Annotated in this window: 20 protein-coding genes; 13 read left to right on the top strand and 7 right to left on the bottom strand. The window is 68.5% G+C overall.

Annotated elements, in window-relative coordinates; all coding sequences use genetic code 11:
• Window positions 1-18: 18 nt before the first annotated feature.
• The 7 genes from AC3IFE_RS33575 to AC3IFE_RS33545 all read right to left on the bottom strand — a co-directional run bounded on the left by AC3IFE_RS33575 (window position 19) and on the right by AC3IFE_RS33545 (window position 10,025).
• A complete protein-coding gene (locus AC3IFE_RS33575) occupies window positions 19-1,296 on the bottom strand; it encodes an NAD(P)/FAD-dependent oxidoreductase (RefSeq protein WP_489194667.1) in 1,278 nt (425 codons plus the stop codon).
• A gap of 196 nt (window positions 1,297-1,492) precedes the next feature.
• Window positions 1,493-3,367 carry an ABC transporter ATP-binding protein gene (locus tag AC3IFE_RS33570; RefSeq protein ID WP_489194665.1) on the bottom strand — a complete coding sequence of 625 codons (1,875 nt, stop codon included), beginning with the start codon at window positions 3,365-3,367 and terminating at the stop codon, window positions 1,493-1,495.
• A complete protein-coding gene (locus tag AC3IFE_RS33565) occupies window positions 3,367-4,323 on the bottom strand; it encodes an ABC transporter permease (protein WP_089471318.1) in 957 nt (318 codons plus the stop codon). The genes AC3IFE_RS33570 and AC3IFE_RS33565 overlap by 1 nt, the downstream gene beginning before the upstream one ends.
• Window positions 4,324-4,353: 30 nt before the next feature.
• On the bottom strand, window positions 4,354-5,307 hold the full coding sequence (locus AC3IFE_RS33560; RefSeq protein ID WP_089471319.1) for an ABC transporter permease: 954 nt from the start codon (window positions 5,305-5,307) through the stop codon (window positions 4,354-4,356).
• A gap of 79 nt (window positions 5,308-5,386) precedes the next feature.
• On the bottom strand, window positions 5,387-6,970 hold the full coding sequence (locus tag AC3IFE_RS33555) for an ABC transporter substrate-binding protein (RefSeq protein ID WP_089471320.1): 1,584 nt from the start codon (window positions 6,968-6,970) through the stop codon (window positions 5,387-5,389).
• A 673-nt stretch (window positions 6,971-7,643) separates the two neighbouring features.
• Window positions 7,644-9,182, bottom strand: coding sequence for a methyl-accepting chemotaxis protein (locus AC3IFE_RS33550; protein ID WP_489194662.1), 1,539 nt, complete (start codon window positions 9,180-9,182; stop codon window positions 7,644-7,646).
• A 174-nt stretch (window positions 9,183-9,356) separates the two neighbouring features.
• Window positions 9,357-10,025: a haloacid dehalogenase type II gene (locus AC3IFE_RS33545; RefSeq protein WP_089471322.1), complete on the bottom strand. Its 669-nt coding sequence runs from the start codon at window positions 10,023-10,025 to the stop codon at window positions 9,357-9,359.
• A 466-nt stretch (window positions 10,026-10,491) separates the two neighbouring features.
• Here AC3IFE_RS33545 and AC3IFE_RS33540 point away from each other — a divergent pair, with 466 nt between their 5' ends.
• The 13 genes from AC3IFE_RS33540 (at window position 10,492) to AC3IFE_RS33480 (ending at window position 24,293) form a co-directional block, all read left to right on the top strand.
• Entirely contained in the window at window positions 10,492-11,352 is an 861-nt protein-coding gene (locus tag AC3IFE_RS33540) for a GNAT family N-acetyltransferase (protein WP_089471324.1), read from the top strand.
• A gap of 12 nt (window positions 11,353-11,364) precedes the next feature.
• Window positions 11,365-12,291 (top strand): 2-hydroxyacid dehydrogenase, encoded by a 927-nt coding sequence (locus tag AC3IFE_RS33535; protein ID WP_489194660.1) that lies wholly within the window; start codon window positions 11,365-11,367, stop codon window positions 12,289-12,291.
• A 165-nt stretch (window positions 12,292-12,456) separates the two neighbouring features.
• Window positions 12,457-13,857 (top strand): aspartate aminotransferase family protein, encoded by a 1,401-nt coding sequence (locus AC3IFE_RS33530; protein WP_489194658.1) that lies wholly within the window; start codon window positions 12,457-12,459, stop codon window positions 13,855-13,857.
• An 85-nt stretch (window positions 13,858-13,942) separates the two neighbouring features.
• The gene (locus AC3IFE_RS33525) at window positions 13,943-14,434 is read left to right on the top strand and encodes an Lrp/AsnC family transcriptional regulator (protein ID WP_006749694.1); all 492 of its coding nucleotides are present in this window, start codon (window positions 13,943-13,945) and stop codon (window positions 14,432-14,434) included.
• Window positions 14,435-14,549: 115 nt separating this feature from the next.
• On the top strand, window positions 14,550-16,022 hold the full coding sequence (locus AC3IFE_RS33520; protein ID WP_489194655.1) for an NAD-dependent succinate-semialdehyde dehydrogenase: 1,473 nt from the start codon (window positions 14,550-14,552) through the stop codon (window positions 16,020-16,022).
• Window positions 16,023-16,275: 253 nt separating this feature from the next.
• The gene (locus AC3IFE_RS33515; protein ID WP_489194653.1) at window positions 16,276-17,271 is read left to right on the top strand and encodes a helix-turn-helix domain-containing protein; all 996 of its coding nucleotides are present in this window, start codon (window positions 16,276-16,278) and stop codon (window positions 17,269-17,271) included.
• Between the two features lie 78 nt (window positions 17,272-17,349).
• The gene (locus AC3IFE_RS33510; protein ID WP_489194651.1) at window positions 17,350-18,288 is read left to right on the top strand and encodes a SphA family protein; all 939 of its coding nucleotides are present in this window, start codon (window positions 17,350-17,352) and stop codon (window positions 18,286-18,288) included.
• 22 nt (window positions 18,289-18,310) lie between these two features.
• Window positions 18,311-19,540 (top strand): MFS transporter, encoded by a 1,230-nt coding sequence (locus tag AC3IFE_RS33505; RefSeq protein ID WP_489194649.1) that lies wholly within the window; start codon window positions 18,311-18,313, stop codon window positions 19,538-19,540.
• 37 nt (window positions 19,541-19,577) lie between these two features.
• Window positions 19,578-21,077: an amidase gene (locus AC3IFE_RS33500; protein ID WP_489194647.1), complete on the top strand. Its 1,500-nt coding sequence runs from the start codon at window positions 19,578-19,580 to the stop codon at window positions 21,075-21,077.
• A 279-nt stretch (window positions 21,078-21,356) separates the two neighbouring features.
• Window positions 21,357-21,953, top strand: coding sequence for a TetR/AcrR family transcriptional regulator (locus AC3IFE_RS33495; RefSeq protein ID WP_089471332.1), 597 nt, complete (start codon window positions 21,357-21,359; stop codon window positions 21,951-21,953).
• A gap of 50 nt (window positions 21,954-22,003) precedes the next feature.
• Window positions 22,004-23,485 carry an MFS transporter gene (locus AC3IFE_RS33490; protein WP_301736966.1) on the top strand — a complete coding sequence of 494 codons (1,482 nt, stop codon included), beginning with the start codon at window positions 22,004-22,006 and terminating at the stop codon, window positions 23,483-23,485.
• A gap of 70 nt (window positions 23,486-23,555) precedes the next feature.
• Window positions 23,556-23,864, top strand: coding sequence for an EthD family reductase (locus tag AC3IFE_RS33485; RefSeq protein WP_301736967.1), 309 nt, complete (start codon window positions 23,556-23,558; stop codon window positions 23,862-23,864).
• Between the two features lie 129 nt (window positions 23,865-23,993).
• The gene (locus AC3IFE_RS33480) at window positions 23,994-24,293 is read left to right on the top strand and encodes a hypothetical protein (protein WP_301736968.1); all 300 of its coding nucleotides are present in this window, start codon (window positions 23,994-23,996) and stop codon (window positions 24,291-24,293) included.
• Window positions 24,294-24,311: the final 18 nt, after the last annotated feature.

Here is a 24,311-nt window from a genome sequence, read left to right as displayed (position 1 = left end):
GTTCTCCCGGCGCTTGCTTCAATGCAGGAAATCCTGCATCCGGTAATACGCGCCGACGAGCGGCAGGAACCACGCGTGCCCGAAATGGCCGGGTATCGCCGGCCATTCGAGCTCGCGCCACGGATTCGACGCGGCCGCGCCATACAGCACGTCGGCCATCACGCGGCCCATGTGCACCGACATCTGCACGCCGTGGCCGCTGTAGCCCATCGAGTAATAGAGCCCGTCGTGCTGGCCCGCGCGCGGCAGCCGGTCGGCGGTGATGTCGACGAGGCCGCCCCAGCAGTAGTCGAGGCGCACGCCGGCCAGTTCCGGGAAGTAGCCGGCCATGCCGGCGCGCAGGACGTCGCCGCTCTTCGCGTCGGAGCGCGGGCTCGACATCGCGAAACGGGCGCGGCCGCCGAACAGCAGCCGGTTGTCGGGCGTCACGCGGAAGTAGTTGCCGATCTGGCGCGACGTCACGTATGCGCGGCGGTGCGGAAACAGCCGGTTCAGCTGCGCATCCGGCAGCGGCTCGGTCACGACGATGAAGCTGCCGACCGGCGCGATGCGCCGCCGGAACCACGCGAACGGCCCGTGCTGCGATGCGCCGGTCGCGACCAGCACGCGATCGGCGACGATCGTGCCGCGGGCGCAGGTGACGCGGTGGCGCTCGCCGTCGAGTCGGTCGAGCTGCGTGACGGCCGCGTGCTCGTACACGCGTGCGCCGGCACGCACGGCCGCTTGCGCGAGGCCGACGCCGAACTTGCCCATGTGCATCTGCGCGCCGTTGCGCTGCAGGAGCCCGCCGTAGAAACCGTCGGATGCGATTTCATCGCGGATCCGCGACGGCTCGATCAGTTCGATGTCCGGATCGACGTCGCGCCGCAACGCATCGAACGTCTTCGCGAGCCCCGCGAAATGCTGCGGCTTCGCGGCGAGCTTGAGCTTGCCCGCGCGCCGGAAATCGCAGTCGATCGTCTGCTCGGTCACGATCGTCTCGACGCTCTTCACCGCGCTTTCGTACGCGAGATAAAACTGCTTCGCCTGCGCGGCGCCGATGCGAGCCGCCAGCGACGCGTAGTCCTGCGCGACACCCGTATTGCACTGGCCGCCGTTGCGGCCGGACGCTTCGCCCGCGACCTGCGCGGCCTCCAGCACGACCACCGAGACGCCGCGCTGCGCGAGCGCGAGCGCCGCCGACAAGCCGGTGAAACCGCCGCCGATCACGACCACGTCGGCGCGCCCTTCGACGGGCCCAACGCTGCCGTCGCGAAACGCGGGGCGGGTATCCAGCCAGTACGATTCCAGTTTCATCGGATCCTTCTCGAGCATTTCCGCAACGACGATCGGCGATCGTTCAATGAGAATCATTTAATCACCGTCAAAAACCGCAGTTGCCGCGTATTCGCGCGCGGCACGCGTGCAAATTGCCGTTTTGCGCGATCGCCGCGGCAGACTATGCGGCGGGCCGTCCACCGCACCGCGCGATGAACGGTTCGCGCGCCACGCGCTACAGCCGCACCGGCGCGACATCCGCGGGAACCGGCTCCGCCTGGAAACTCGCGAGATCTTCCTCGCTGCGATGGCACAGCACCTGCGCGCCGTTGCCGAGCGTGCGCAGCGACGGGGCCGTCCGGTTGCACACGCCGTCCACGCGCATCGCGCAGCGCGACAGGAACGGACACAGCTCGGCGTCGTTCTCGCGCGCGCCGATCGGCACCAGCGGCCGGTGGCAACGCTCGGCCGCAGCGTCGAGCCAGCCCGCGCGCAACTCCGGCGCGGACGACACCAGCAAATGCGAATACGGGTGATAAGGCGGCGCGCACAGCGCGTCGCGGCTGCCCGTCTCCACGCGGCGGCCCGCATACAGCACGACGATGTCGTCGCTGATCGCGCGCACCTTCGCGATGTCGTGCGTGATGAACACGTACGACACGCCGAGCTTCGCCTGCAGGTCGCGCAGCAGTTCGATGATCGCGGCGCCGACCACGGTGTCGAGCGCCGACGTGACCTCGTCGCACAGGATCAGGTCGGGCTCGGCCGCGAGCGCGCGCGCGAGGTTCACGCGCTGCTTCTGCCCGCCCGACAGCTCGCCGGTCCGCCGCGACGCCACCGCCGGCGGCAGCCGCACGAGTTCGAGCAGTTCCGCGACGCGCTGGCGTGCACGCGCGCCCTTGATCCCGTGGTAGAACGCCAGCGGCCGTGCGAGCGTGCGCTCGACGGTGTGCACCGGGTTGAGCGCGGTATCGGCGTTCTGGAACACGATCTGCACGCGGCGGTGCTGCTCCTTGGTGCGCTTGGCGATGTCGCGCGCGAGCGGCTCGCCGTCGAGCAGGATCGTGCCGCCGGTCGCCGGCACGAGGCCCGCGATCACCTTCGCGAGCGTCGTCTTGCCGGAACCCGATTCTCCGATCACGCCGACCGTCTGCCCGCGCCCGATGCGCAGGTCGACTTCGTGCAGGATCACCTTCGCGGGCCAGCCGTTCGCGGCGCGGCCGCCGTAGCCGGCGATCGCGCCGCGAACGTCGAGCAGCGGCGCCGGCGCGGCCGGCTCCGCTGCCTGTGCTTGCGCGGTGCGTTCGGCGTCGTTCGGCGTGACCGCCGCGATCAGGCTCTGCGTGTACGGGTGCGTCGGCGCATGCAGGATCTGTTCGGTGTGGCCCGCCTCGCGGATCACGCCGTCGCTCAGCACGACGATCCGGTCGGCCATCTGCGCGACCACGGCCAGGTCGTGCGACACGTACACCGCACTCATCCCGTAGCGCTTGATCACGTTCTTGAACGCCTGCAGCACGTCGATCTGCGTGGTCACGTCGAGCGCGGTGGTCGGCTCGTCGAGGATCACCAGCTCCGGATCGGTGATCAGCGCCATCGCGGCCATCAGCCGCTGCAGCTGCCCGCCCGACACCTGGTGCGGATAGCGCTTGCCGATCGTCTCCGGCTCCGGCAGCGCGAGCGCGCGAAACAGCTCGATCGCCTTCGCCTGCGCGTCGCGCTTCGTCATCGTCTTATGGATCAGCGCGCTCTCGATCACCTGGTCGAGAATCGTGCGCGACGGGTTGAACGAGGCAGCCGCGCTCTGCGCGATATACGCGACCTTGCGGCCGCGCAGCGCGGTCAGCGCCGCCGCGGACAGCGTGCACACGTCGGTGCCGTCGAGCTTCACCGAGCCGCCGGCGATCCGGCATCCGGTGCGCGCATGGCCCATCAGCGACAACGCGATCGTCGTCTTGCCGGAGCCCGATTCGCCGATCAGCGCGAGCACCTCGCCGCGCCCGATCTCGAAGTCGACGCCGTGGACGATCGTCGTTTCCTCGCCACCGGGCCGGCCGCCGACCACGCGCAGCCCGCGCACCTCGACGAGCGGATTCGATTCGTGTCGCATCAGTGTCCTCCGGCGGCGCCGGCCGCGCCCTTGCGGCGGCCGCGATGCGGCAGGCCGTCGATCATCAGGTTGACGCCCACCGTCAGGATCGCGATCGCGACCGCGGGAATGATCGCGACGGCCGAGCCGTCGCCGAGGCTCGCGATGTTCTCGCGCACGAGCGAGCCGAGGTCCGCGTAAGGCGGCTGCACGCCGAGCCCGAGAAAGCTCAGGCCGCTCAGCAGCAGCACGACGAACGTGAAGCGCAGCCCGGTGTCCGCCAGCATCGGGTGGATCATGTTCGGCAGCATCTCGACGCACGCGATGTACAGCGCGCTTTCGCCACGCGCCTTGGCCACCTGCACGAATTCGAGCGTGCTGATGTTGACGGCCAGCGCGCGCGCGATCCGGTACGAGCCGGGCATGTAGCTGACCGCGGCGGTGAGGACCAGCAGCGGCAGCGACGAGCCGAACGCGGCGACGAACATCAGCGCGAACATCTTCGACGGAATCGACGTGAGCGCATCGAGCAGCCGGCTCATCGTCTCGTCGACCGCGCGGCCCGACACCGTCGCGAGCAGCCCGAGCGTCGTGCCGGTCACCGCGGCGAGCAGCACCGCGGCCAGCGCGAGCAGCACGGTCAGCCGCGTGCCGTACAGGATCCGGCTCAGCATGTCGCGGCCGAGGAAGTCGGAGCCGAACGGCAGCTTCGCGCTGAACGGCGCAAATACGTCCGGCGTGACGATCGTGCCGACGTCATGCGGCGCGATCAGCGGCGCGAACACCGCGACGAACAGCATCAGGCCGGCCATCGCGAGGCCGACGCGGCCGCCGGTGGTCAAGGCGATGCGCGCGGCGCGGCGCTTGCGCGGCTGTTCGGGGGCAGGCGCGGCAGGCGGCATGCTGCCCCGCCCCAGGGGCGGGTCGCCGGAGGGCGGCAGCGCGCTGCTGCGTTGTACGGGTTCGATCGGTTGCATGGGCGGCATCTCGGAAGAAAGACGAAACACTCAGGTGCGCAGTCGCGGGTTCGACACGATCGAGCACAGGTCGGCGAGCAGCACGAGCGTCAGGTAAGCGACGCAGAAGATCAGCGTGCACGCCTGGACCAGCGGGAAATCGCGGTTGCTGACGGCGTCGACCATCAGGCTCGCGAGGCCCGGATAGTTGAAGATCGTCTCGACGACGATCACGCCGCCGAGCAGATACGACAGGCTCAACGCGATCGCGTTGGCGATCGGGCCGATCGCGTTCGGCAACGCATGGCGCAGCACGACGCGAGCCGGGCTCGCGCCCTTGAGCACGGCCATCTCGACGTACGACGCGCTCAACTGCTCGATCACCGCGGCGCGCGTCATGCGTGCCATCTGCGCGATTACGACCGCGCACAGCGTCAGCACCGGCATCGCATACGCACGCAGGAAATCGTGCAGGCTTTCGATCGGACCGCTGTACGACAGCGCGGACAGCCAGTGCAGCTTCACCGCGAACACGAGCACGGCGACGGTCGCGATCAGGAACTCCGGCGTCGCGACGAGCGACAGCGTGCCGAGGCTGATCACGCGGTCGACCACCGACTCGCGCTTGACCGCCGCGAGGATGCCGAGCAGCAGCGCGATCGGCACCGACACGGCGGTCGTGATCGCCGCCAGCGTGAGCGACTTCGGCAGGCGCCCGCCGATCAGCTCCGACACCGGCATGTCGCCGGAAAGCGACCGGCCGAAATCGCCGTGCAGCAGCCCGCCGAGCCAGTGCAGGTAGCGCACGTGCGCGGGCATGTCGAGACCGAACTGCTGGCGCAGCGCGGCGACCGTCTCCGGCGTCGCCGACTGGCCGAGCGCGGCCTGCGCGGCGTCGCCCGGCAGCAGGTTCGTGATCGTGAAGATGATCGCGGACACGATCAGCAGCGTCAGCGCGGTGACCGCGATGCGCCGGCCGATCAGCCCGATGAGGATTCGGTTCATGGAGCGAGACTCCGGAAAAAACCGCGCGTGGCCGGCGCGGGGGCCCGCACCGGCCGCGCGACGGCGGCCAGCGACAACGTCATGCGTTCCACCACACGTTCTCCGCGAACGTGAAGCCCATCATCGGGCCGGTCGGGATCGAACCGAGGCCCGCGAGACGCTTGTCGTATCCGTCGAGGAAGCTGATGAACGCCGGAATGCCGACCCGGCCCTGCTGCGACACGATCACCTGCATGTCACCGTACATCTGCTTGCGCTTCGCGTCGTCGGTTTCCGAACGCGCGGCAAGCAGCAACTGGTCGAACTTCGCGTTCTTCCAACCCGACTCGTTCCACGGCGCATCCGACTTGAAGAACTGCGTGAACAGCACGTCGGCGCTCGAGCGCGGATTGATGTTGCCGAAGGTGAGCGGGTGCTTCATCCAGTGGTTCGACCAGTAGCCGTCGGGCGACGCGCGGTTGACCTGCAGGTTCAGCCCGATCTTCTGGCCGGCCTGCTGCAGCAGCACGGCCATTTCGATCGACCCGTTCGCGTCGGACGTCGCGTAGATCGGCGGCAGCGTGGCGCCGAGCGCCCCCGCCTTCTGGAACAGGAACTTCGCCTTGTCCGGATCGTGCGCGCGCTGCGGCAGCGACGCGTTGAAGTAGCGATGCCCCGGCGGAATCGGCTGGTCGTTGCCGATCACCGAGTAGCCGCGGAACACCGCCGTGCGGAGCTGCTCACGATCGAACAGGTACTTCATCCCTTCGACGAAATCGGGGTTCGCGACGATCGGGTTGTCGCTGCGCATGATCAGGTCGGTATAGAGGCCCGACTTGGTTTCCTTCAGCGCGTAGCCCGGCGTCGACGAGACCCGCTGCGTCGAGCGCGGATCGATCGCGTTGATCAGGTGCACGTCGCCGGACAGCAGCGCGTTCAGGCGCGCGGCGCTGTCGCTGATGCCGATCAGCTCGATCTCGTCGAGATACGGCTTGCCCGGCTTGAAGTAGCTGTCGTTGCGCACACCGACGGTCGATACACCCGGCTTGAACGACTTCAGCTTGTACGGGCCGCAGCCGATACCGGTCGAGAAGTCGGTCGTGCCGTCCTTGACGATCACGAGCTGCGGCGTCGCGAGGATCACCGGCAGATCGGCGTTCGCGCTCGCGAGCGTCAGCGTGACTTCGTCGGGGCCGGTCGCCTTCGCATCCGAGAACTGTTCGGCGAGCGTCTTGACCTTCGACGCGGTGGCCGGGTTCTTGTGGCGCATCAGCGAAAACACCACGTCTGCCGGGCCGACGGGCTTGCCGTCGTGGAACGTGACGCCCTTGCGCAGCTTGATGATCCACGTCTTCGCATCGGTCGTTTGCAGCGACTCGGCGAGGTTCATCTGCGGCGTCAGGCTCGCATCGAGCTGCGTGAGGCCGCTGTAGAACATGAAGAAGCGCGTGTAGTCCGCGCCCGTCGAGCCCTTGGCCGGGTCGAGCGTATCGGCCGTCGAGCCGGCTTCGTTCGCGACCCGGATCTTGCCGCCGCGCTTCGGCGCGGGTGCGGCGAATGCCGAGCCGGGGGTCATCAGCAGTCCGCCGGCACCGGCGGCCATCATGCCGCCCGCCGCCATGACCTTCATCATGTCGCGGCGCGTCAAGCCGCCCTTGCCGCCATTGTCGATATCGTCGCTCATCCGAACTGCTCCTGACTGTGGAAAGTGGGTCCAAGGGTCCAGCGTGGTTGTTCAATCCCGCCGCGTCCGCTTGCTGGTGGCGGGCGCAACGTCGTACACATGCAATTCATTTAAGCATCGCCAAAATGCGGTTTGTCGCGATTCGGGCGGCCCGCACGATACGAATCGACCGTTTTGTGCCGCCCGCGCAGCATGAATTGCTGCGTGCGCGCCCGTGTCGCCGTGTGCCCGGCGGCGTGTCGCGGCGGCTGCCGCACCCGTGTCGATGAAGGAAATCGTAAAGCCGCAGCCGCCGCAGATTGCGCCGACAAAATTGCCCGTTCGGCATCCGGCGCGCGTTTGGCTCACGCAAACCGCACGTTTGTGTCGAATGCGTGTCCGCATGCCGACGACGGCTGAAGCGAGCGGTACGACGCGGCAGATCGCCGCGTGCACGGGCGTCGACGGTGGGGATCGCGACGGGATGTCGCGCAGGAAAGTTCAGAAGAATGCCGCTCGATCGGAACGGCCTGGCGGGAAGACGGGAAGATGACGGGACTGGCGGAAACCGGGTTCGTGCAGCCGTGAGGCGACGCGTGCGCGAGCGGCGACGCGTGCGTCACCGGCCTCTCGGCGCGCGCGCCGGCCAGGCGGCAGGATGACGCGCCGGCCGCGAGCGGCCGGCGCGAAGCCGTCACGCGGCGAGCCGGAATACCGACACGGCGGCTCGCAGGCGCGCCGCCTGCTCGTCCAGCGACGAGGCAGCCGCGGCCGCCTGCTCGACGAGCGCGGCGTTCTGCTGGGTGACTTCGTCCATTTGCGCGACCGCCAGCCCGATCTGTTCGATGCCGGTGCTTTGCTCGGCCGATGCCGCCGAAATCTCGCCCATGATGTCGGCCACCCGGTCGATCGACCGGACGATCTCCGTCATGCGCTCGCCGGCCGTCTCGACCAGCCGGCTGCCGCTGCCGGCCCGCTCGACCGACGCGTCGATCAAGCCCTTGATGTCCTTCGCGGCCGCGGCGCTGCGTTGCGCGAGCGAGCGGACTTCCGACGCGACGACGGCGAACCCGCGCCCCTCCTCGCCGGCCCGCGCGGCTTCCACCGCCGCGTTGAGCGCGAGAATGTTGGTCTGGAATGCGATGCTTTCGATCACGACGGTAATGTCGGCGATCCGCACCGATCCATCCGAAATCTGCCGCATCGTTTCGACGACCGCCTGCACGGCGGCGCCGCCGAGTTCGGTCGCATCCTTCGCGTGGGCCACGAGCGCATTCGCCTGGCGCGCGTTGTCGGCGTTCTGTTTGACCGTGGACGTGATCTGCTCCATGCTCGCGGCCGTTTCCTGCAGCGACGCGGCCTGCTGCTCCGTGCGCTGCGACAGGTCCAGGTTGCCTTGCGCGATCTCGCCGGTGCCGGTGGCGATCGAGTGGGTCGTGGTCTGGATTTCGGCGATGGTGTCGGTCAGCCGCGCCTTCATGTCGCCCAGCGCGACGAGCAGGCTGCCGGGCGCGGCATGCGCCGTATCGAACTGCACGTCCAGATCGCCGGCCGCGATGCGGGCGGCGATCTGCGTCGCATGCGCGGGCTCCCCGCCGAGCGTGCGCTTGACGCTGCGCAGCACGCCCCATGCGATGGCCGCGAGCGCCGCGGCGATGCCGAGCGCGACGGCGCCCAGCACCATCGCGAGCCGGGTGAACGCCGCATTGATGTCGTCGTAGAAGAATCCGGTGCCGATCCACCAGTTCCAGTCGGGAATCGCGACCACGCCCTGCAGCTTCGGCTCCAGGTCCGCGTCGGGGCTGCGCTTGACCAGCACGTCGACGAGCGCGAAATGCGCCTGCGCCATCCCCGCGCGATACGCCTCGCTGTCGGTCATGCCGCTGGTCGTGCGGTTGCCCTTCGCGCGCGTGCCGATGAATTTCGCGTTCGGGTGCACGAGGTTGACGCCATCGGACGTCGTGACCCAGAAGTAGCTCTTCGAATTCGCGTTGAGCGCCGACAGCGCGGCCTTGGCCTGCTGCTGCGCCTGCTCCTGCGTGAGCGCGCCGCTCGTCTGCATCGCGCGATACGAATCGACCAGATGCTCGGCCTTGGTCAGCAGAATCACGATCTCTTCGCGGCGGCTGTCGATCAGCGCGTCGCGCAACGTGTGCAGCGACAACGCGGCGAGCAGGACGACGCCGAGCAGCGCCGCGCCGACGAGCATCAGCAGTTTGGTGGACAACTTCATGCGAGGGGCCTCGAAATATTAACCGTTCGGTACATATATCGGCCTGGGCGGCCCCCGCCTTGAACGACTCCGTATCGGTAATTACCCTCGTTCAGTACGCTGATCGTACGCAGCGGGACGCGACGGCATCGCGGCCGCGCCCCGGCGCTCGATAGCCTGGCCGACGCAGGCGGCTTACAGCCCGAGCTGCGTCGCGAGCTGACCGATGTCCGACACTTCGTAATAGTTGTAGAACGGCGTGCCCGGCTCGTGGCCGCGGTTCACGAACGCCTTGTGCTTGATCCCGAGATCCTCGGCCGTCATCAGGTCGTAGCGCAGGCTCGACGACACGTGCAGCACGTCCTCGGGCTTGCAGCCGAGCTTGTCGAACATGTATTCGAAGCCCTGCATCCGCGGCTTGTACGACTGCGCCTGCTGCGCGGTGAACACGGCGTGGAACGGCGCGCCGAGCTTGTCGACGTTGCTCATGATCTGCTCGTCCATCGCGTTCGACAGGATCACCAGCTTGTACTTCGACGCCAGCCGCGACAGCCCGGCCGGCACGTCCGGGTGCGGGCCCCACGTCGGCACCGCATGATAGAAAAGCTCGGCCTCGGCTTCGTCGAACTTCACGCCGAGCCGCGCGCAGGTGCGGCGGATCGCGTTGACCACGACGTCACGGTACGGCTTCCACGCGCCGAGCACTTCGTCGAGCCGATAGGCGGCGAACGCGCGCACGAAGGCCTCCATCGTGGCCGGCGACAACCGGTCCGCATAGATTTCGCGCGCCGTCTCGGCCATCCGGAAATGGGTCAGCGTGCCGTAGCAGTCGAAGGTGATGTACTTCGGTTCAAACTGGATCATGGTGACGTCCTGTCGGTGTGAAGCCCCGGCAGGGCCGGGGATGGGCTGGGTTTAACGAAATTGAATCAGGGCAAAAAGTCGTTCGCGCATCGTTCGGCGCCGCTCAAAACGCAGAATCGCCGCGTGTTGCCCGCCCCATGCAGCACGATCTGCGGCGCGATCGGGCGCGCGGCGGCGGGGCCGGCCGACGGGTGCCGTGCGAGCGCGGCGGCGCCCGTCGGCCGGTGCGCCGTTCGACAAACGGCGGTGCCGCCGTGCATTGATCGTAGTGGCATTCCACAGCATGCGTGGCCGGATTGACCGGCCTCGCCAGCACGATCCGCGCGTTCGTTCGCGCCGACCGAGCCGGTTTGCATCGATCTCGCGGGCGCGCCCGCCGCCGCCGGAAAACAGGCGAATCGTCCTATCCGTGCCGCCACCGCGCTGGCAGAGTGACCGGACCATTCCCACCCATCCGGAGTCCGGCGTGTCCGACCTCAATCCTTCCCGCACGCTCATCTATCGCCCGTTCGCCGAAACCGACCTGCCCGCCGCCCATCGACTGTCGGAGGCGGTCAAGTGGCCGCACCGGCTCGACGACTGGCGCTTCGCGTTCCAGCTCGGCGGCGGCTTCGTCGCCGAAGACGAAACCGGCGTCGTCGGCACCGCGTTCGGCTGGCGCTTCGACGAATCGCACGCGTCGCTCGGCATGGTCATCGTGTCGCCCGAGCGCCAGGGCCGCGGCATCGGGCGCGAGCTGATGACCCGCGTGGTCGACAGCCTCGGCGCGCGGACCATTTTTCTGCATGCGACGCCGGCAGGCGAGCCGCTGTACGCGAAATTCGGCTTCGACGTGATCGATACGATCGATCAGCACCAGGGCGCCGCGTTCCAGCCTCCGCTGATCTCGCTGCCGCCGGGCGAGCGCCTGCGCCCGCTCGGCACCAACGACGGGCCGCGCCTCGCCGCGCTCGCGTCGCGCGCGGCCGGCTATGAACGTGGCGCGGTGATCGAAGCGCTGCTCGACGTCGCGAACGGCATCGCGCTCGACCGCGACGGCGAGCTGCTCGGCTTCGCGCTGTTCCGCCGGTTCGGCCGCGGCCACGTGATCGGCCCGGTGATCGCGCCGGATGCGCTGCGCGCGCAGGCGCTGATCAGCCACTGGCTCGCGCTGCACGAGGGCATGTTCGTGCGGCTCGACGTGCCGGGCGACAGCGGGCTGTCCGACTGGCTGCAGGGGCTCGGGCTGCCGCGCGTCGACACCGTCGTCGCGATGGCGCGCGGCGCGACGCCCGAACGCGATCCGGCGCTGCGCGCGTTCGCGATCGTGAACCAGGCGCTCGGTTGAGCGGAGCGCACGATGAGCTTTCTCTACAAGGCCGACCCGGTGCGCGGCGCGCAGTGGGCGGCGCGCTTCGCGCAACAGGCGCCCGATCTGCCGTTCCGGATCTGGCCGGACCTCGGCGACGCCGAAGCCGTCCGCTATCTCGCCGCCTGGCAGCCGCCGGACGACCCGGTCGCGCTGCTGCCGAATCTCGAGGTCGTGTTCTCGGTCGGCGCCGGCATCGATCAGTTCGATCTGTCGCGCGTGCCTTCGCACATCCCCGTCGTGCGGATGATCGAGCCGGGCATCGTCGAAGGGATGGTCGAATACGTGACGCAGGCCGTGCTGACGATCCATCGCGACCTGTTCGACTATGCGGCGCAGCAGCGCGACCAGGTGTGGCGCGAGCATCCCGTGCGCGCGGCCGGGTCGCGGCGCGTCGGCGTGCTCGGGCTCGGCACGCTCGGCCAGGCCGTGCTCGACATGCTGCGGCGCTTCGGTTTTCCATGCGCCGGCTGGAGCCGCACGCCGCGCGCGCTCGACGGCGTCGACTGTTATGCAGGCGATGCGGCGCTCGACGCGTTCCTCGCGCGCACCGACATCCTGATCTGCCTGCTGCCGCTCACCGACAGCACGCGCGGGCTGCTCGGCGCGCGCGTGTTCGACGCGCTGCCGGCCGGCGCGTCGCTCGTGCAGGTCGGGCGCGGCCCGCAGCTCGATGAAGCCGCGCTGCTCGCGGCGCTCGCGAGCGGCCGCCTCGACAGAGCGATCCTCGACGTGACGGATCCCGAACCGCTGCCCGCCGGCCATCCGTTCTGGACGCATCCGCGCATTCGCATCACGCCGCACATCGCCAGCGCGACGCGGCCCGACACCGCGGTGGACGCGGTGCTCGCGAACCTCGCCCGCCATCGCGCGGGGCAGCCGATGATCGGCGTCGTCGATCGCGCGCGCGGCTACTGACCCGACACGCGCGCCCGGCCCGCCGGGCGCGCAGCAGAAAATGCCGAAGCGCCCCGCACAAACGCCGCGCGCATACGTTTCGGGCCTCAAATTGAAGACGCATGCGGATTTCTCGCCCGTTAGCATGAACTCACCGCTGACACCTGACGAGAGTCCCGCCTTCCCATGAACCAAGCCGCGCTGATCGAAGCCGATCGTCAACACCTGATCCATCCCGTCGTCAATTACCGTGCGCACGAGGCGCGCGGCGTCACCGTGCTGGAATCCGCCGACGGCGTGTTCCTGCGCGACGCCGCGGGCCACACGCTGCTCGACGCGTTCTCGGGCCTGTGGTGCGTAAACGTCGGCTACGGCCGCGACAGCATCGTGAAAGCCGCCGCCGACCAGATGGCGAAGCTGCCCTACGCGACCGGTTATTTCCATTTCGGCTCGCAGCCGGCGATCGAACTCGCCGAGCGGCTCGCCGCGCTCGCGCCGCCGTCGCTGAACCGCGTGTACTTCACGCTCGGCGGCTCGGACGCGGTCGATTCCGCGATCCGTTTCATCACGCACTATTTCAACGCGACCGGCCGCCCGTCGAAGAAGCAGATGATCGCGCTGGAACGCGGCTATCACGGTTCGTCGTCGGTCGGCGCGGGCCTCACCGCGCTGCCCGCGTTCCACCGCCACTTCGACCTGCCGCGCGCGGACCAGCACCATATTCCGTCGCCCTACCCGTACCGCCATCCGCTCGGCGACGATCCGCAGGCACTGATCGCCGCGTCGGTCGCAGCACTCGAAGCGAAGGTCGCCGAACTCGGCGCGGACAACGTCGCCGCGTTCTTCTGCGAGCCGGTGCAGGGTTCCGGCGGCGTGATCGTGCCGCCGGCCGGCTGGCTGAAGGCGATGCGCGACGCGTGCAAACGCCTCGGCATCCTGTTCGTCGCCGACGAGGTGATCACCGGCTTCGGCCGCACGGGCCCGCTGTTCGCCTGCGAGGCCGAACAGGTCGACCCGGACCTGATGACCGTGGCGAAGGGCCTGACCGCCGGCTATGCGCCGATGGGCGCGGTGCTGATGTCCGACGAAATCTACGAAGGGATCGCGGGCGAGCGCGCCGATTCGCCGGTGGTCGGCCACGGCCATACGTATTCCGCGCACCCGGTGAGCGCGGCGATCGGCCTCGAGGTGCTGAAGCTCTATCACGAAGGCGGGCTGCTCGCGAACGGCCAGGCGCTGGCGCCGCGCTTCGCCGCGGGGCTCGATGCGCTGCGCGCGCATCCGCTCGTCGGCGACGCACGCTCGGTCGGCCTGCTCGGCGCGCTCGAACTGGTGGCCGACAAGGCGCACAAGACGCGCTTCGACCCGGCGCTGAACGTACCCGACAAGATCGCGGCCGCCGCGTACGCGAACGGCGTGGTGTTCCGCGCGTTCGGCGACGGCGTGCTCGGCTTCGCGCCGGCGCTGAGCTTCACCGCGGGCGAATTCGACCTGCTGTTCGAACGCGTGCGCAAGACGCTCGACGACGTGCTGGCCGACGCGGGCGTGCTGCGCGCGCTCGACGCCGCGCACGCGCAGCCGGCCTGAGCGGCCAAGGGAAAGCCGGGCTTGTGGCCGCCATCGTTCGACTCTAAAGTAACCGGACATTCCATTTTTGCCTTCTCACGTGAACATGACGGACAGCAAGCTGGATCGCATCGACCTGCGCATCCTCTCCCAGTTGCAGAAGCGCGGCCGCATGACCAACGTCGAGCTGGCCGATGCGGTCGGGCTGTCGCCCAGTCCATGCCTGATCCGCGTGAAGCGGCTCGAGAAGGCCGGCTACATCGGCGGCTACGGCGCGCACATCCAGCTCGAGAAACTCGGCGACGTGCAGGTCGTGTTCACCGAGGTCACGCTGGCCGACCACCGGCGCGAGGATTTCGACCGTTTCGTCGCGGCGATCCGCAACGTCGACGAGATCGTCGAATGCCATCTCGCGAGCGGCGGCTACGACTATCTGCTGAAGTTCATCACGCGCAGCGTGAGCCATTACCAGACGATCGTCGAAGGGCTGCTCGAGCAGAACATCGGCATCGAGAAGTATTTCAGTTACGTGATCATCAAATCGCCGTTCGTCAAACGGCACTACCCGCTCGAATCGCTGTTCGGCGAACGTCACTGACGCACCGGCGTGCGTCGCCCCGTCACGCGGCAGACCGCTGTCCGCGCAGGGGCGTCGCACGCCCGCTCCGCCATCGTTGCCGTCGTCGCCGAACCGCCTCATTCAAGGAACCGTCATGCCGCTTACGCTGTCCCGAACCGAACTCGTTCGCACCGCCAACCTGATCGACGGCGCCTGGCGCGATGCGCTCGACGGCCGCCGCTTCGCCGTCACCGATCCGGCCACGCTCGAGACCGTTGCCCACGCACCCGACAGCGCCGCCGCCGACGCGCGAGCGGCGACCGACGCCGCGGCCCGCGCGTTGCCCGCGTGGCGCGCGACGCCCGCGCGCGAGCGCGCCGCGATCCTGCGTGCCTGGCATGCGGCGATCGTCGCGCACACCGACGATCTCGCGAAGCTGATGTCGCGCGAACAGGGCAAGCCGCTAGCCGAAGCGCGCGGCGAAGTCGCGTACGGTGCGTCGTACGTGCTGTGGTTCGCCGAGGAAGCGACGCGCACGTACGGCGACCTGATCCCGCAGCAGCAGCGCGGCAAGCGGCTCAGCGCGGTGAAGGAGCCGATCGGCATCGTCGCCGCGATCACGCCGTGGAATTTCCCGCTCGCGATGATCGCGCGCAAGATCGCGCCCGCGCTCGCGGCCGGCTGCACGGTCGTCGCGAAGCCGGCGGAGGACACGCCGCTGACCGCGCTCGCGCTCGCGTTTCTCGCGCAGGAAGCCGGCGTGCCGGCCGGCGTGCTGAACCTGATCACCGCGTCGCGCGAGCGCGGCGTCGAAGCCGCGGCCGACTGGCTTGCCGACGGCCGCGTGCGCAAGATCACGTTCACCGGCTCGACGCCGGTCGGCAAGCTGCTCGCGCGCGAATCGGCGGCGACGTTGAAGAAGCTGTCGCTGGAGTTGGGCGGCAATGCGCCGTTCATCGTGTTCGACGATGCGGAACTCGACGCCGCGGTCGACGGGCTGATGGCCGCCAAGTTCCGCAACGGCGGGCAGACCTGCGTGTCGCCGAATCGCGTGTACGTGCAGGCCGGCGTCTACGACGCGTTTGCCGCGAAGCTCGCCGCGCGCGTCGCCGCGCTGAAGGTCGCGCCGGCGACCGACCCGGCCGCGCAGATCGGCCCGATGATCAACGCGCGCGCGGTCGACAAGATCGCGCGGCACGTCGGCGATGCCGTCGAACGCGGCGCGCGGGTGCTGACGGGCGGCAAGCGGCTGACCGAACTCGGCGCGAACTATTACGCGCCGACGGTGCTCGCCGACGCCACCGGCGACATGCAGCTGACCTGCGAGGAAACCTTCGGCCCGGTCGCCGCGCTGTTTCGCTTCGATACGGAAGACGAAGCGGTCGATGCCGCGAACGACACGCCGTTCGGGCTCGCCGCGTATTTCTATACGCAGGACGTGCGGCGCATCGCGCGCGTGTCGGCGCGGCTCGAAACGGGCATCGTCGGGATCAACGAAGGCGCGCTCGCGAGCGAGGCCGCGCCGTTCGGCGGCGTGAAGGAATCGGGCTATGGTCGCGAAGGTTCGCGCTATGGGCTCGACGATTATCTGTCGATCAAGTATCTGTGCCAGGGCGGGCTCGACTGAACCGGCGTCGGCGCGCGTTCGGTTTTCCGTTGCGCGTCCCGCGCCCGCTGGTCAGTCCTGGCGAGTTCGGGCGCCGCGAAACGGTAGGCGCGGGCGCGAAGCCGAATCATGCGTGCCCGACGCGTCGCCCCGTCGTCCCAGGTGGAACCGCGCCCGCAGCCACGGGTAAAAACGCATTGCCAACCGGAATTTGTGTGCGCATTGTCGGCGGACGCCTCGTCCATCGCCCCACTCGACCATGCATTCCGCTCCGTTGCCGTCCACCGCAGGCCTTGCCGACACCGCGCCTGACGCGCCGCCGTTGATCCGGCGCTTCGCCAGCGAGGATGTCGACACCCACGCGGAATGCACACACGGCTGGTCGATCCGGCTCGATCAACTGTCGCCCGGGCCGTTCCGCGGAACACTGCACGAAATCCGCTTCGACGGCATGCAGTTGCTGCGCGAACGCGTGAACCGCGCGCTGCTCAAGCGCGGCGACCAATGCGCCGGCAGGACGTCGTTCAGCATCCCGCTGGAAACCGCCGGCGCCGGCTTCTGCGGCGGCGCGCCGCTGCGCGACAAGGCCCTGCTCGTCTCCGGCGGCACCTCGTTGCCGGAATTGCGCACGCCCGACCATCAGGACGTCGTGCTGTTGACGGTGCCCAACGCCACGCTGCGCCAACTGGCGTGGCTCGGCGACCGGGACGAAAACGGCGACGGCGTATCGTCGAGCGAAACCCGCATCCTGAGGGTGCCCTCTGCCCGCCACGACGCGCTGACCGCGTTGCTCGTGGCCGGCTTCGAGGCGGCCGATACGCCGGAGCGCCCGCTTGCCCGGCCGCACACGCGCAAGTCGCTGCGCGACGCCATTCTAGTCGAACTCATGCACGCGACCGAGGCGGCCGGCCGCCCCGTCCGGCTCGATCCGTCCGCGCGGCACCGCGTCGTCGATCGCGTGCGCGAACTCGTCGCGGCGCGGCCCGATGTGCCGTTGACGGTGCTCGACGTATGTCGCGAAGTGGGTGCGAGCCGGCGCAAATTGCAGTATTGCTTCGAGGAAATCCTCGGCACCCACCCCGCGTGGTATCTGCGCGTGCTGCGGCTGAACGCGGTCCGCCGCGAACTGCGCGAACATTCCCCGGCCAGCGCGTCGGTCAGCGACGTCGCGTGCCGCTGGGGCTTCTGGCACCTGAGCCGGTTCGCGTCGCACTACCGGGAACTGTTCGGCGAGCTGCCGTCCGACACGCTCAAACGCGCGCCGCGATAATTACCAAAAGCGGATAACGCCCCGGATTTTGACGTTCCTAGACTCCGTACACATTTCAACTGTACGGGGAACGGCACGATGGAAATCCTCAGACGTCCGCACGGCGTGCGGCGCTGCCGCACACGCACCACCGCCGTCGCGATCGGCACGTTGGCGGCCACGCTCGCCTGCCAGCACGCCCATGCGCTCGAAAACGACGGCCCGATCACGCCGTTCGGCGTATTCGATTTCGGCGCGGGCATCACGCCGCCGCCCACGCCGAACGGCACGCTCGCCACCCGCTTCGCGTACTACTCGACCCGTACGATCCGCAACGGCGGCAACGCGGACTTCTCGCTGACGGTCGCGTCGTGGAGCCTCGCGTACATCCGGATGACGAACGCGAAGCTGTTCGGCGCAAACGTCGGCTTCGGCGCGATCGTGCCGTTCCTGAACATGAACGGGCACGTGAACGTGCCGACGCCGGTAGGCACGCTCGCGATGTCGGCCGCTCCGACCAACATCGGCGACGCGGACTTCCAGCCGCTGATCCTCGCATGGGCCTCGCCGAACCTGTTCGTCAACGTCGCCCTGCAGGTACAGGCGCCGACCGGCGCGTATCGCGCCACACGGCTCTTCAATCCGGGCGTCAACCATTGGACCTTCTCGCCGATCATCGGCGCGACCTACATCACCGATAGCGGATTCGAAATCTCGACCAGCATCGAGCTCGATCAGAACACGACCAACCACGCGACGAACTATCGCAGCGGCACCGGGTTTCGCCAGGAATTCGCGCTCGGCCAGCACATCGGCCCGTTCACGGCGGGCCTGGGCGGCTACATCGAGCGGCAGTTGACCAACGACCACGGCCCGAACGTCGACGGCAACCGCTCAAGCGTGAATGCGCTGGGCCCGGCGATCAGCTACGTCGAGCCGGGCAAGCCCGCGTTCTGGCTGCATGCATACAAGGAATTCGGCGCGCAGAACCGCGCGCAGGGTTACCAGATCGCGCTGCGTGCCGCGCTGTCGTTCTGATGTTCCGATTCGGGAGCTATCGATGAATCCGCTTTCTTCCGCGCAATCCGCACCCTATACGCATGCGGCCAGACAGGCCGGCGCAAGCCAGGGCGCCGTGCTGTTGCTCGGCAGCAGTCTCACCGTGATGGGCGCGGTCATGATCGCGCCCATCCTGCCGAAACTCGCGGCCGAATTCGTGCCGGCCGACCCGCGGTTGGCGGCGCTCGTCCCACTCGTCGCGACAGGCCCCGCGCTCGCGATCGCGCTGTGCGCGCCGCTCGCCGGCTGGCTGGCCGATCGGGTCGGACGCAAGATGTTGCTGTTGCTCGCGACGCTCGTGTACGGAGTCGTCGGCGCAGCGCCGGCGTGGCTCGACAGCCTCGCCGCGATCCTTGTGTGCCGGCTCGCGCTCGGTGCGGCCGAGGCGTGCGTGATGACCTGCTGCACGACGCTGATCGGCGATTACTGGCATGGCGAACAACGGGTGCGCTACGTGAACCGGCAGGTCGTCACGATCGGTATCGTCGGCACGGTGTTTTTCGTGCTCGGCGGCGCGGCCGGCGAGCACGCGTGGCGCTATCCGTTCTATCTCTACCTGCTGCCGATCCTGCTCGTGCCGGCGATTGCGGCCGTGCTGTGGGAGCCGCTGCGCGACGCTCAGCCCGCCGTGCCGGCCGACAGCGCGACGCCGCCGGCCGGAAACCGGCTCGTGCCGACGCGCGCGACCGGCTACGGACTGATCTGCATCGGCATGATCAGTTCCTTCGTGGTGCCGGTGCAGATGCCGCAGTTGATGGTCGACATCGGCCAGCGCTCGTCGACGATGATCGGCGCGGTCGCGGGCGTCGGCCTGCTGTCGACGTTGGCCGGTTCGATCGCGTGGCCCTGGTTGCGCGATGCGCTCGGCCGCCGCTTCGTCAACGTCGTGCTCCTGGCGCTGCTCGCGGCAGGCCTGACGCTGCTGGCCCGTGCGCAAACGGTGCCGGCCATCGTCGTGGCGGTCGTGATTCACGGCTTCGGCGGCGGCATGCTGGTGCCGAATGCGATCCTGCCGCTGATGCGCACGCTGTCGCTCGCGATGCGCGGTCGCGGCCTGGGCGGTTTCACGGCCGCGCTCTATCTGGGCCAGTTCGTCAGCCCGCTCGTCGTGCTGGGCTGTGCGCACGCATTCGGCGGGTTGCGCGCGGCTGTGTTCGCGGTTGCGGCGGGCACGGCCTTCACGGCGTTGCTGTGGTTGTTGCCGGCGCTTCGCCGTCGCGACGACGAATGACCCATTCACGTTTTCCTGTTCTTGAACGATCCCATCCATGACAGATTTCCAGACGCTCATCGCCACGCACGACGGTATCGCGCTCGCCGCGCTCGTACGTGCGAAAGAAGTGCAACCCACGGAATTGCTGGACGCCGTGCTCGCCAGTCTCGATACGCTCAACCCCGTGCTGAATGCCGTGGCGGAACGACTCGACGACTCGGCGCGACAGGCCGCCGCGTCCGTCACCGGACGCGAAAGCATCCTCGCCGGCGTCCCGACGCTGATCAAGGACCTGTTCATGCCGGTACGCGGCGCGCGGATGTCGAACGGATCGTTTTTGTTCGGCGACCACCGGCCGGACTTCGACGGCGAACTCGTGGCGCGGCTGCGGCGGGCCGGCATACCGATCGCGGGCACGTCGTTGTCGCCGGAACTGGGCACGTCTTATTGCACGTCATCGGCGCGTTTCGGCGTCACGCGCAATCCGTGGCATCCGCACATGAGCGCCGGCGGTTCGAGCGGCGCCGCGGCGGCACTCGTGGCCGCCCGCGTGCTGCCGTTCGCGCACGGCAACGACGGGGGCGGCTCGTTGCGGGTGCCCGCCTCCTGTTGCGGCGTATTCGGGCTGAAGCCGACGCGCGGCCGAACGCCGAATGGCCCGATGATCGGCGAGGGATGGGCCGGCATGGGCATCAACCACGCGATCACGCGCTCGGTCCGCGACAGCGCCGCGCTGCTCGATCTGACCGCCGGCGCCGATATCGGCGCGCCTTATGCGTCGCCGCATCAGGCCGACACGTTTCTCTCGGCCACGCAGCGCGACCCCCGGCCGCTGAAAATCGCCGTGATCGAGCGGGCGTCGCCCTGGCCGCTTGATCCGGCATGCCGGGCCGCGCTGGACCATACCGTCGGGTTGCTGCGCGCGCTCGGCCATCACGTCGAACCGCTCGCCAGCCCCGTCGATTCGGCCGTTTTCTATGACCGCGTGTTTACGATCATCGGCGCGCAAACGCGCGCGCTGCTCGATACGGTCGGCGACCAGCGCGGCACGCCGGTGCGCGACGACGAAATCGAGCCCCGCACCCGCATCATCCTGCGCGAAAAGGGCAACGTGAGCGGCGCCGAATACGCGAGTGCGGTCGACTGGATCCATGCATTGGGCAGGACGTTCGGCCGGCTGATGGAACGCTACGACGCGTTGCTGACGCCGACGCTCGCGATGCCGCCGCTCGCGCCGGCCGCACTCGCGACGGTGGACGACGCGCAATCGTTGAGCGACGTCATCGATCGGTCGCATCGGTTTTCGCCGTTCACCGCGTGGTTCAACGCGACCGGGCAGCCCGCGATGTCGGTGCCGCTTTACCAGGACGAGCACGGTTTGCCGATCGGCAGCCAGTTCGCGGCGGCATTCGGCGCCGAGTCCTTGCTGTTCTCGCTTGCTGCCCAGCTCGAACGCGCCGCGCCGTGGGCCGATCGAGCCCCGCCGGTGTGCGTCGGGCTGTCGGGCGCGGACCGGTTCGGTGGCGAGCGACAGGTGCGCGGCAGCCGGGTTTGAGCCTCGCGTGCGTCGCGTACCACCATCATCGGTGGCCAGAGCAGCCGGTGTGCCAGCCGTGGCCGACGTAACGTCGCGCGAACGCGCTACCGCCCCACACGGCGGCCGCGGCCGTGCCGTAATCCGTGCCAGGGCGGGCTCGACTGATCGGATGAATCCGGGCCGTCCGCGAGGACGGCCATCGCCGCGCCTAGTCGACATACGCACGTTGACATCGGAACCGATCGGTCCATATAATCCATCCAACTTCAGGCACCGCATCGTTTGCGAAACCGATCAATGGCAAATCCGGCTGGCGTGGGCCGTCCCCGCGAATTCGAACTTGGCGATGCCGCGCGCGACGCGATGGACGTTTTCTGGGACCGCGGCTATGAAGGCGCGTCCCTGCCCGATCTGATCGCCGGCACCGGCCTGTCGCGCGGCAGCCTGTACAAGGCGTTCGGCGACAAGAAGGCGCTGCTGCTGGCGGCGCTCGACCTGTACATGGCCGACGGGCTCAAGGCGACCGCCGACATCCTGTCGCAACCCGGTGCCGTGAAGGATGCGATTCGCGATTCGCTGCTGCGTTATGCGCGCCTGTCCGTCGGCGAGGCGGGCCGGCGCGGCTGTCTCGCAGTCGCGATGACCACGGAACTGGCCGCGCGCGACGCGGATGTCGCGGAACGCACCGGGCGCATGTTCCGGCGGCTGCAACAGCTCTATGCCGGTGCGATCGTCCGCGGCCAGGCGAGCGGCGAAATCGCCGAGCAGGACGAACAGGTGCTGGCGCGTTTGCTCGTCTGCCAGATCGAAGGCATGCGCGTGCTGGGAAAAACCGGTATGTCCGAGCCCGACATGCTCGCGCTTGTCGACCGCACGATGCGCATCCTCGACTGATATTTTTTTACCCATTTTGGAACCGACCGGTTCCGTATGGAGAGCCGTCCATGTCACGGAATGACCCCGTATCACCCGACCCGCGTCGCTGGGCCATGTTTGCGGTCCTGCTCGTCGGTGCGTTCCTGCCGCCGCTGGATTTCTTCATCGTCAACGTCGCACTGCCGTCGATCCGCGCGGAACTCGGCGCCTCGTCGTCGGCCGAGCAACTCGTCATTTCATCGTATGCGGGCCTGTACGCGGTGACGCTGATCACCGGCGGCCGACTGGGCGACCTGTTCGGCCGCGGCCGCGTGTTTTTCCTCGGATTGATCGGCTTTGCGATCGCCTCGACGCTGTGCGGTCTCGCGAGTTCGCCGTGGACGCTCATCGTCGGCCGCGCGTTGCAGGGCGTGACGGCCGCGATCATGGCGCCGCAGGCGCTCGCTTCGATCCAGGCGATCTTCCCCGAATCGGAAAAGCCGCTCGCGCTCAGCTTGTACGGCGCGGTGTTCGGCCTCGCCGCCGTGGTCGGGCAGGCGCTGGGCGGGATCCTGATCTCGCTGAACCTGTTGAATCTGGGCTGGCGCACGATCTTCCTCGTCAACCTGCCGCTGGCGATTCTGGTCGTCCTGTTCGGCATTCGACTGTTGAAGGAAACGCGTGCGCAGCATGCGCGCAAGCTCGACCTCGGCGGCACCGCGCTGTCGATGCTGACGCTGGGCGCGCTGATCGTGCCGCTGATCGAGGGGCGCGAAGCAGGCTGGCCCGTCTGGGCATGGGTGTCGCTGCTCGCGGTCCCGGCCCTCGCCGGGTTCTTCTGGCACTACGAGCGCCGGCTCGGCCGCCGCGGCGGCGCGCCGCTGCTCGATCCGGCCGCGCTGCGCGCGCCGGGGCTGGGGCGCGCGTTGCTGATCGCGCTGTTGCTGTACTCGATCGGCGCGTTCTTCCTGCTGTTCTCGGTGTATCTGCAGAATGCGTTGCACGTCGACGCGCTGAGCGCAGGCCTCGCGTTCTTGCCGTTCGGCGTCGGGTTCCTGCTCGGCCCGTTGTCGACGCCCTTCTGCTCGCGTGTCATCGGCGCTTACGTCAATCCGTTCGGCATGAGCCTGGAGATCGTCGGGCTCGTCGGCCTCGCGTGGTTGATCCATGCCACGCCGATCGGGATGCCGCTTGCTGCCGCGCCGCTCGCCGTCGTGCTCTTCGTCATCGGTTTCGGACAAGGTCTCGCGCTGCCGACGCTGATGCGCATGGTGACGGGACGCGTCGCACCGGCGCTGTCCGGCATGATCGCCGGCATCGCCAGCTCGACGCTGCAGGTCAGCACGTCGCTGAGCGTGGCGATCATCGGGGGCATTTTTTATACGACGCTCGGCACGCGCCAGGATCCGGCGGCCATCGCGCACGCGTTCATCGTCGCACTGCTGTCGATCTCGGTGTTCCTCGCGGTGGGCGCCGCGCTAGGCATCTCGCTTGCACGCGCGCCCGCCGCGCATACGTCGATGCGCGCCGCCGCCCGTTCGGGCTTCGGCCCTGAACGCAAACGGCCTTGATCGCCCGTATTTGCCCCTATCCGTCCGTATCGACACTCATCGGCGTATCAGTCCGACCTGGAGGTTCTTCATGTATCTCGTCGTTTCCTATCGCCGAGCCGCGGGCACGCGATTCGATGCCCGTTACTACGTCGAACAACACATTCCGCTGGTGGAAAAGTCCTGGAAGCCGTACGGGCTCGACTATATCGACGCTTTCTTTCCGGCACGTGAGGATAGCGAACTGATCGTCGTGGCGATGTGCCGCTTCAAGGACAGCGCGGCGCTGGACGCCGCATTCGCTGCCGCAGAGACGGCAGACGTCATGGCCGATATCGATGCGTTCACCGATATCGAGCCTGATCGGCAAGTCACGGATGCGTTATCGCGCGTGTCGTAGCGACGATCGCGCGCCGCCATGCAGCGGTTTCGGCCGGCGCCATCGGTCACTTGTCCGATAGCGCCGCGAAAGGTCGGGTGTCAGGATAGGCAATCGTCACGCGAATACCGGACCGGGAGGATCACCGCAATGTCCGTACGTCAGATCTTCATCGTTGCATTGGCGAACGGCCTGCCGCGTGCGTTCGGCGTGCTCGCTATCGTGTCGGGGCTGTTTCGGATTGGCGCAGCAATGCATCGCGGGAAGCACGCCGGCACGCCGGCGCAAGCGATCTCGGGTGGAGCGCGAACGGCGCTGGCGGGCGCGCTGCTTTCCTGCGAGGCAGTCGGTGCCGTCTACTTCGCAATCGCGGCGTTGGGGTACGGTTGGGCCGACGCCGAGGCTACAGCCCCCGATTGCAGGCAACGGATGAACGACTGGCCGACTTGAATGGGGCAACCGCCATCT

Source organism: Burkholderia sp. APQ4-4ca (assembly GCF_057837105.1).
Note: the sequence above shows the minus strand (reverse complement) of the source record. Positions and strands in the feature narration are given on the sequence as shown.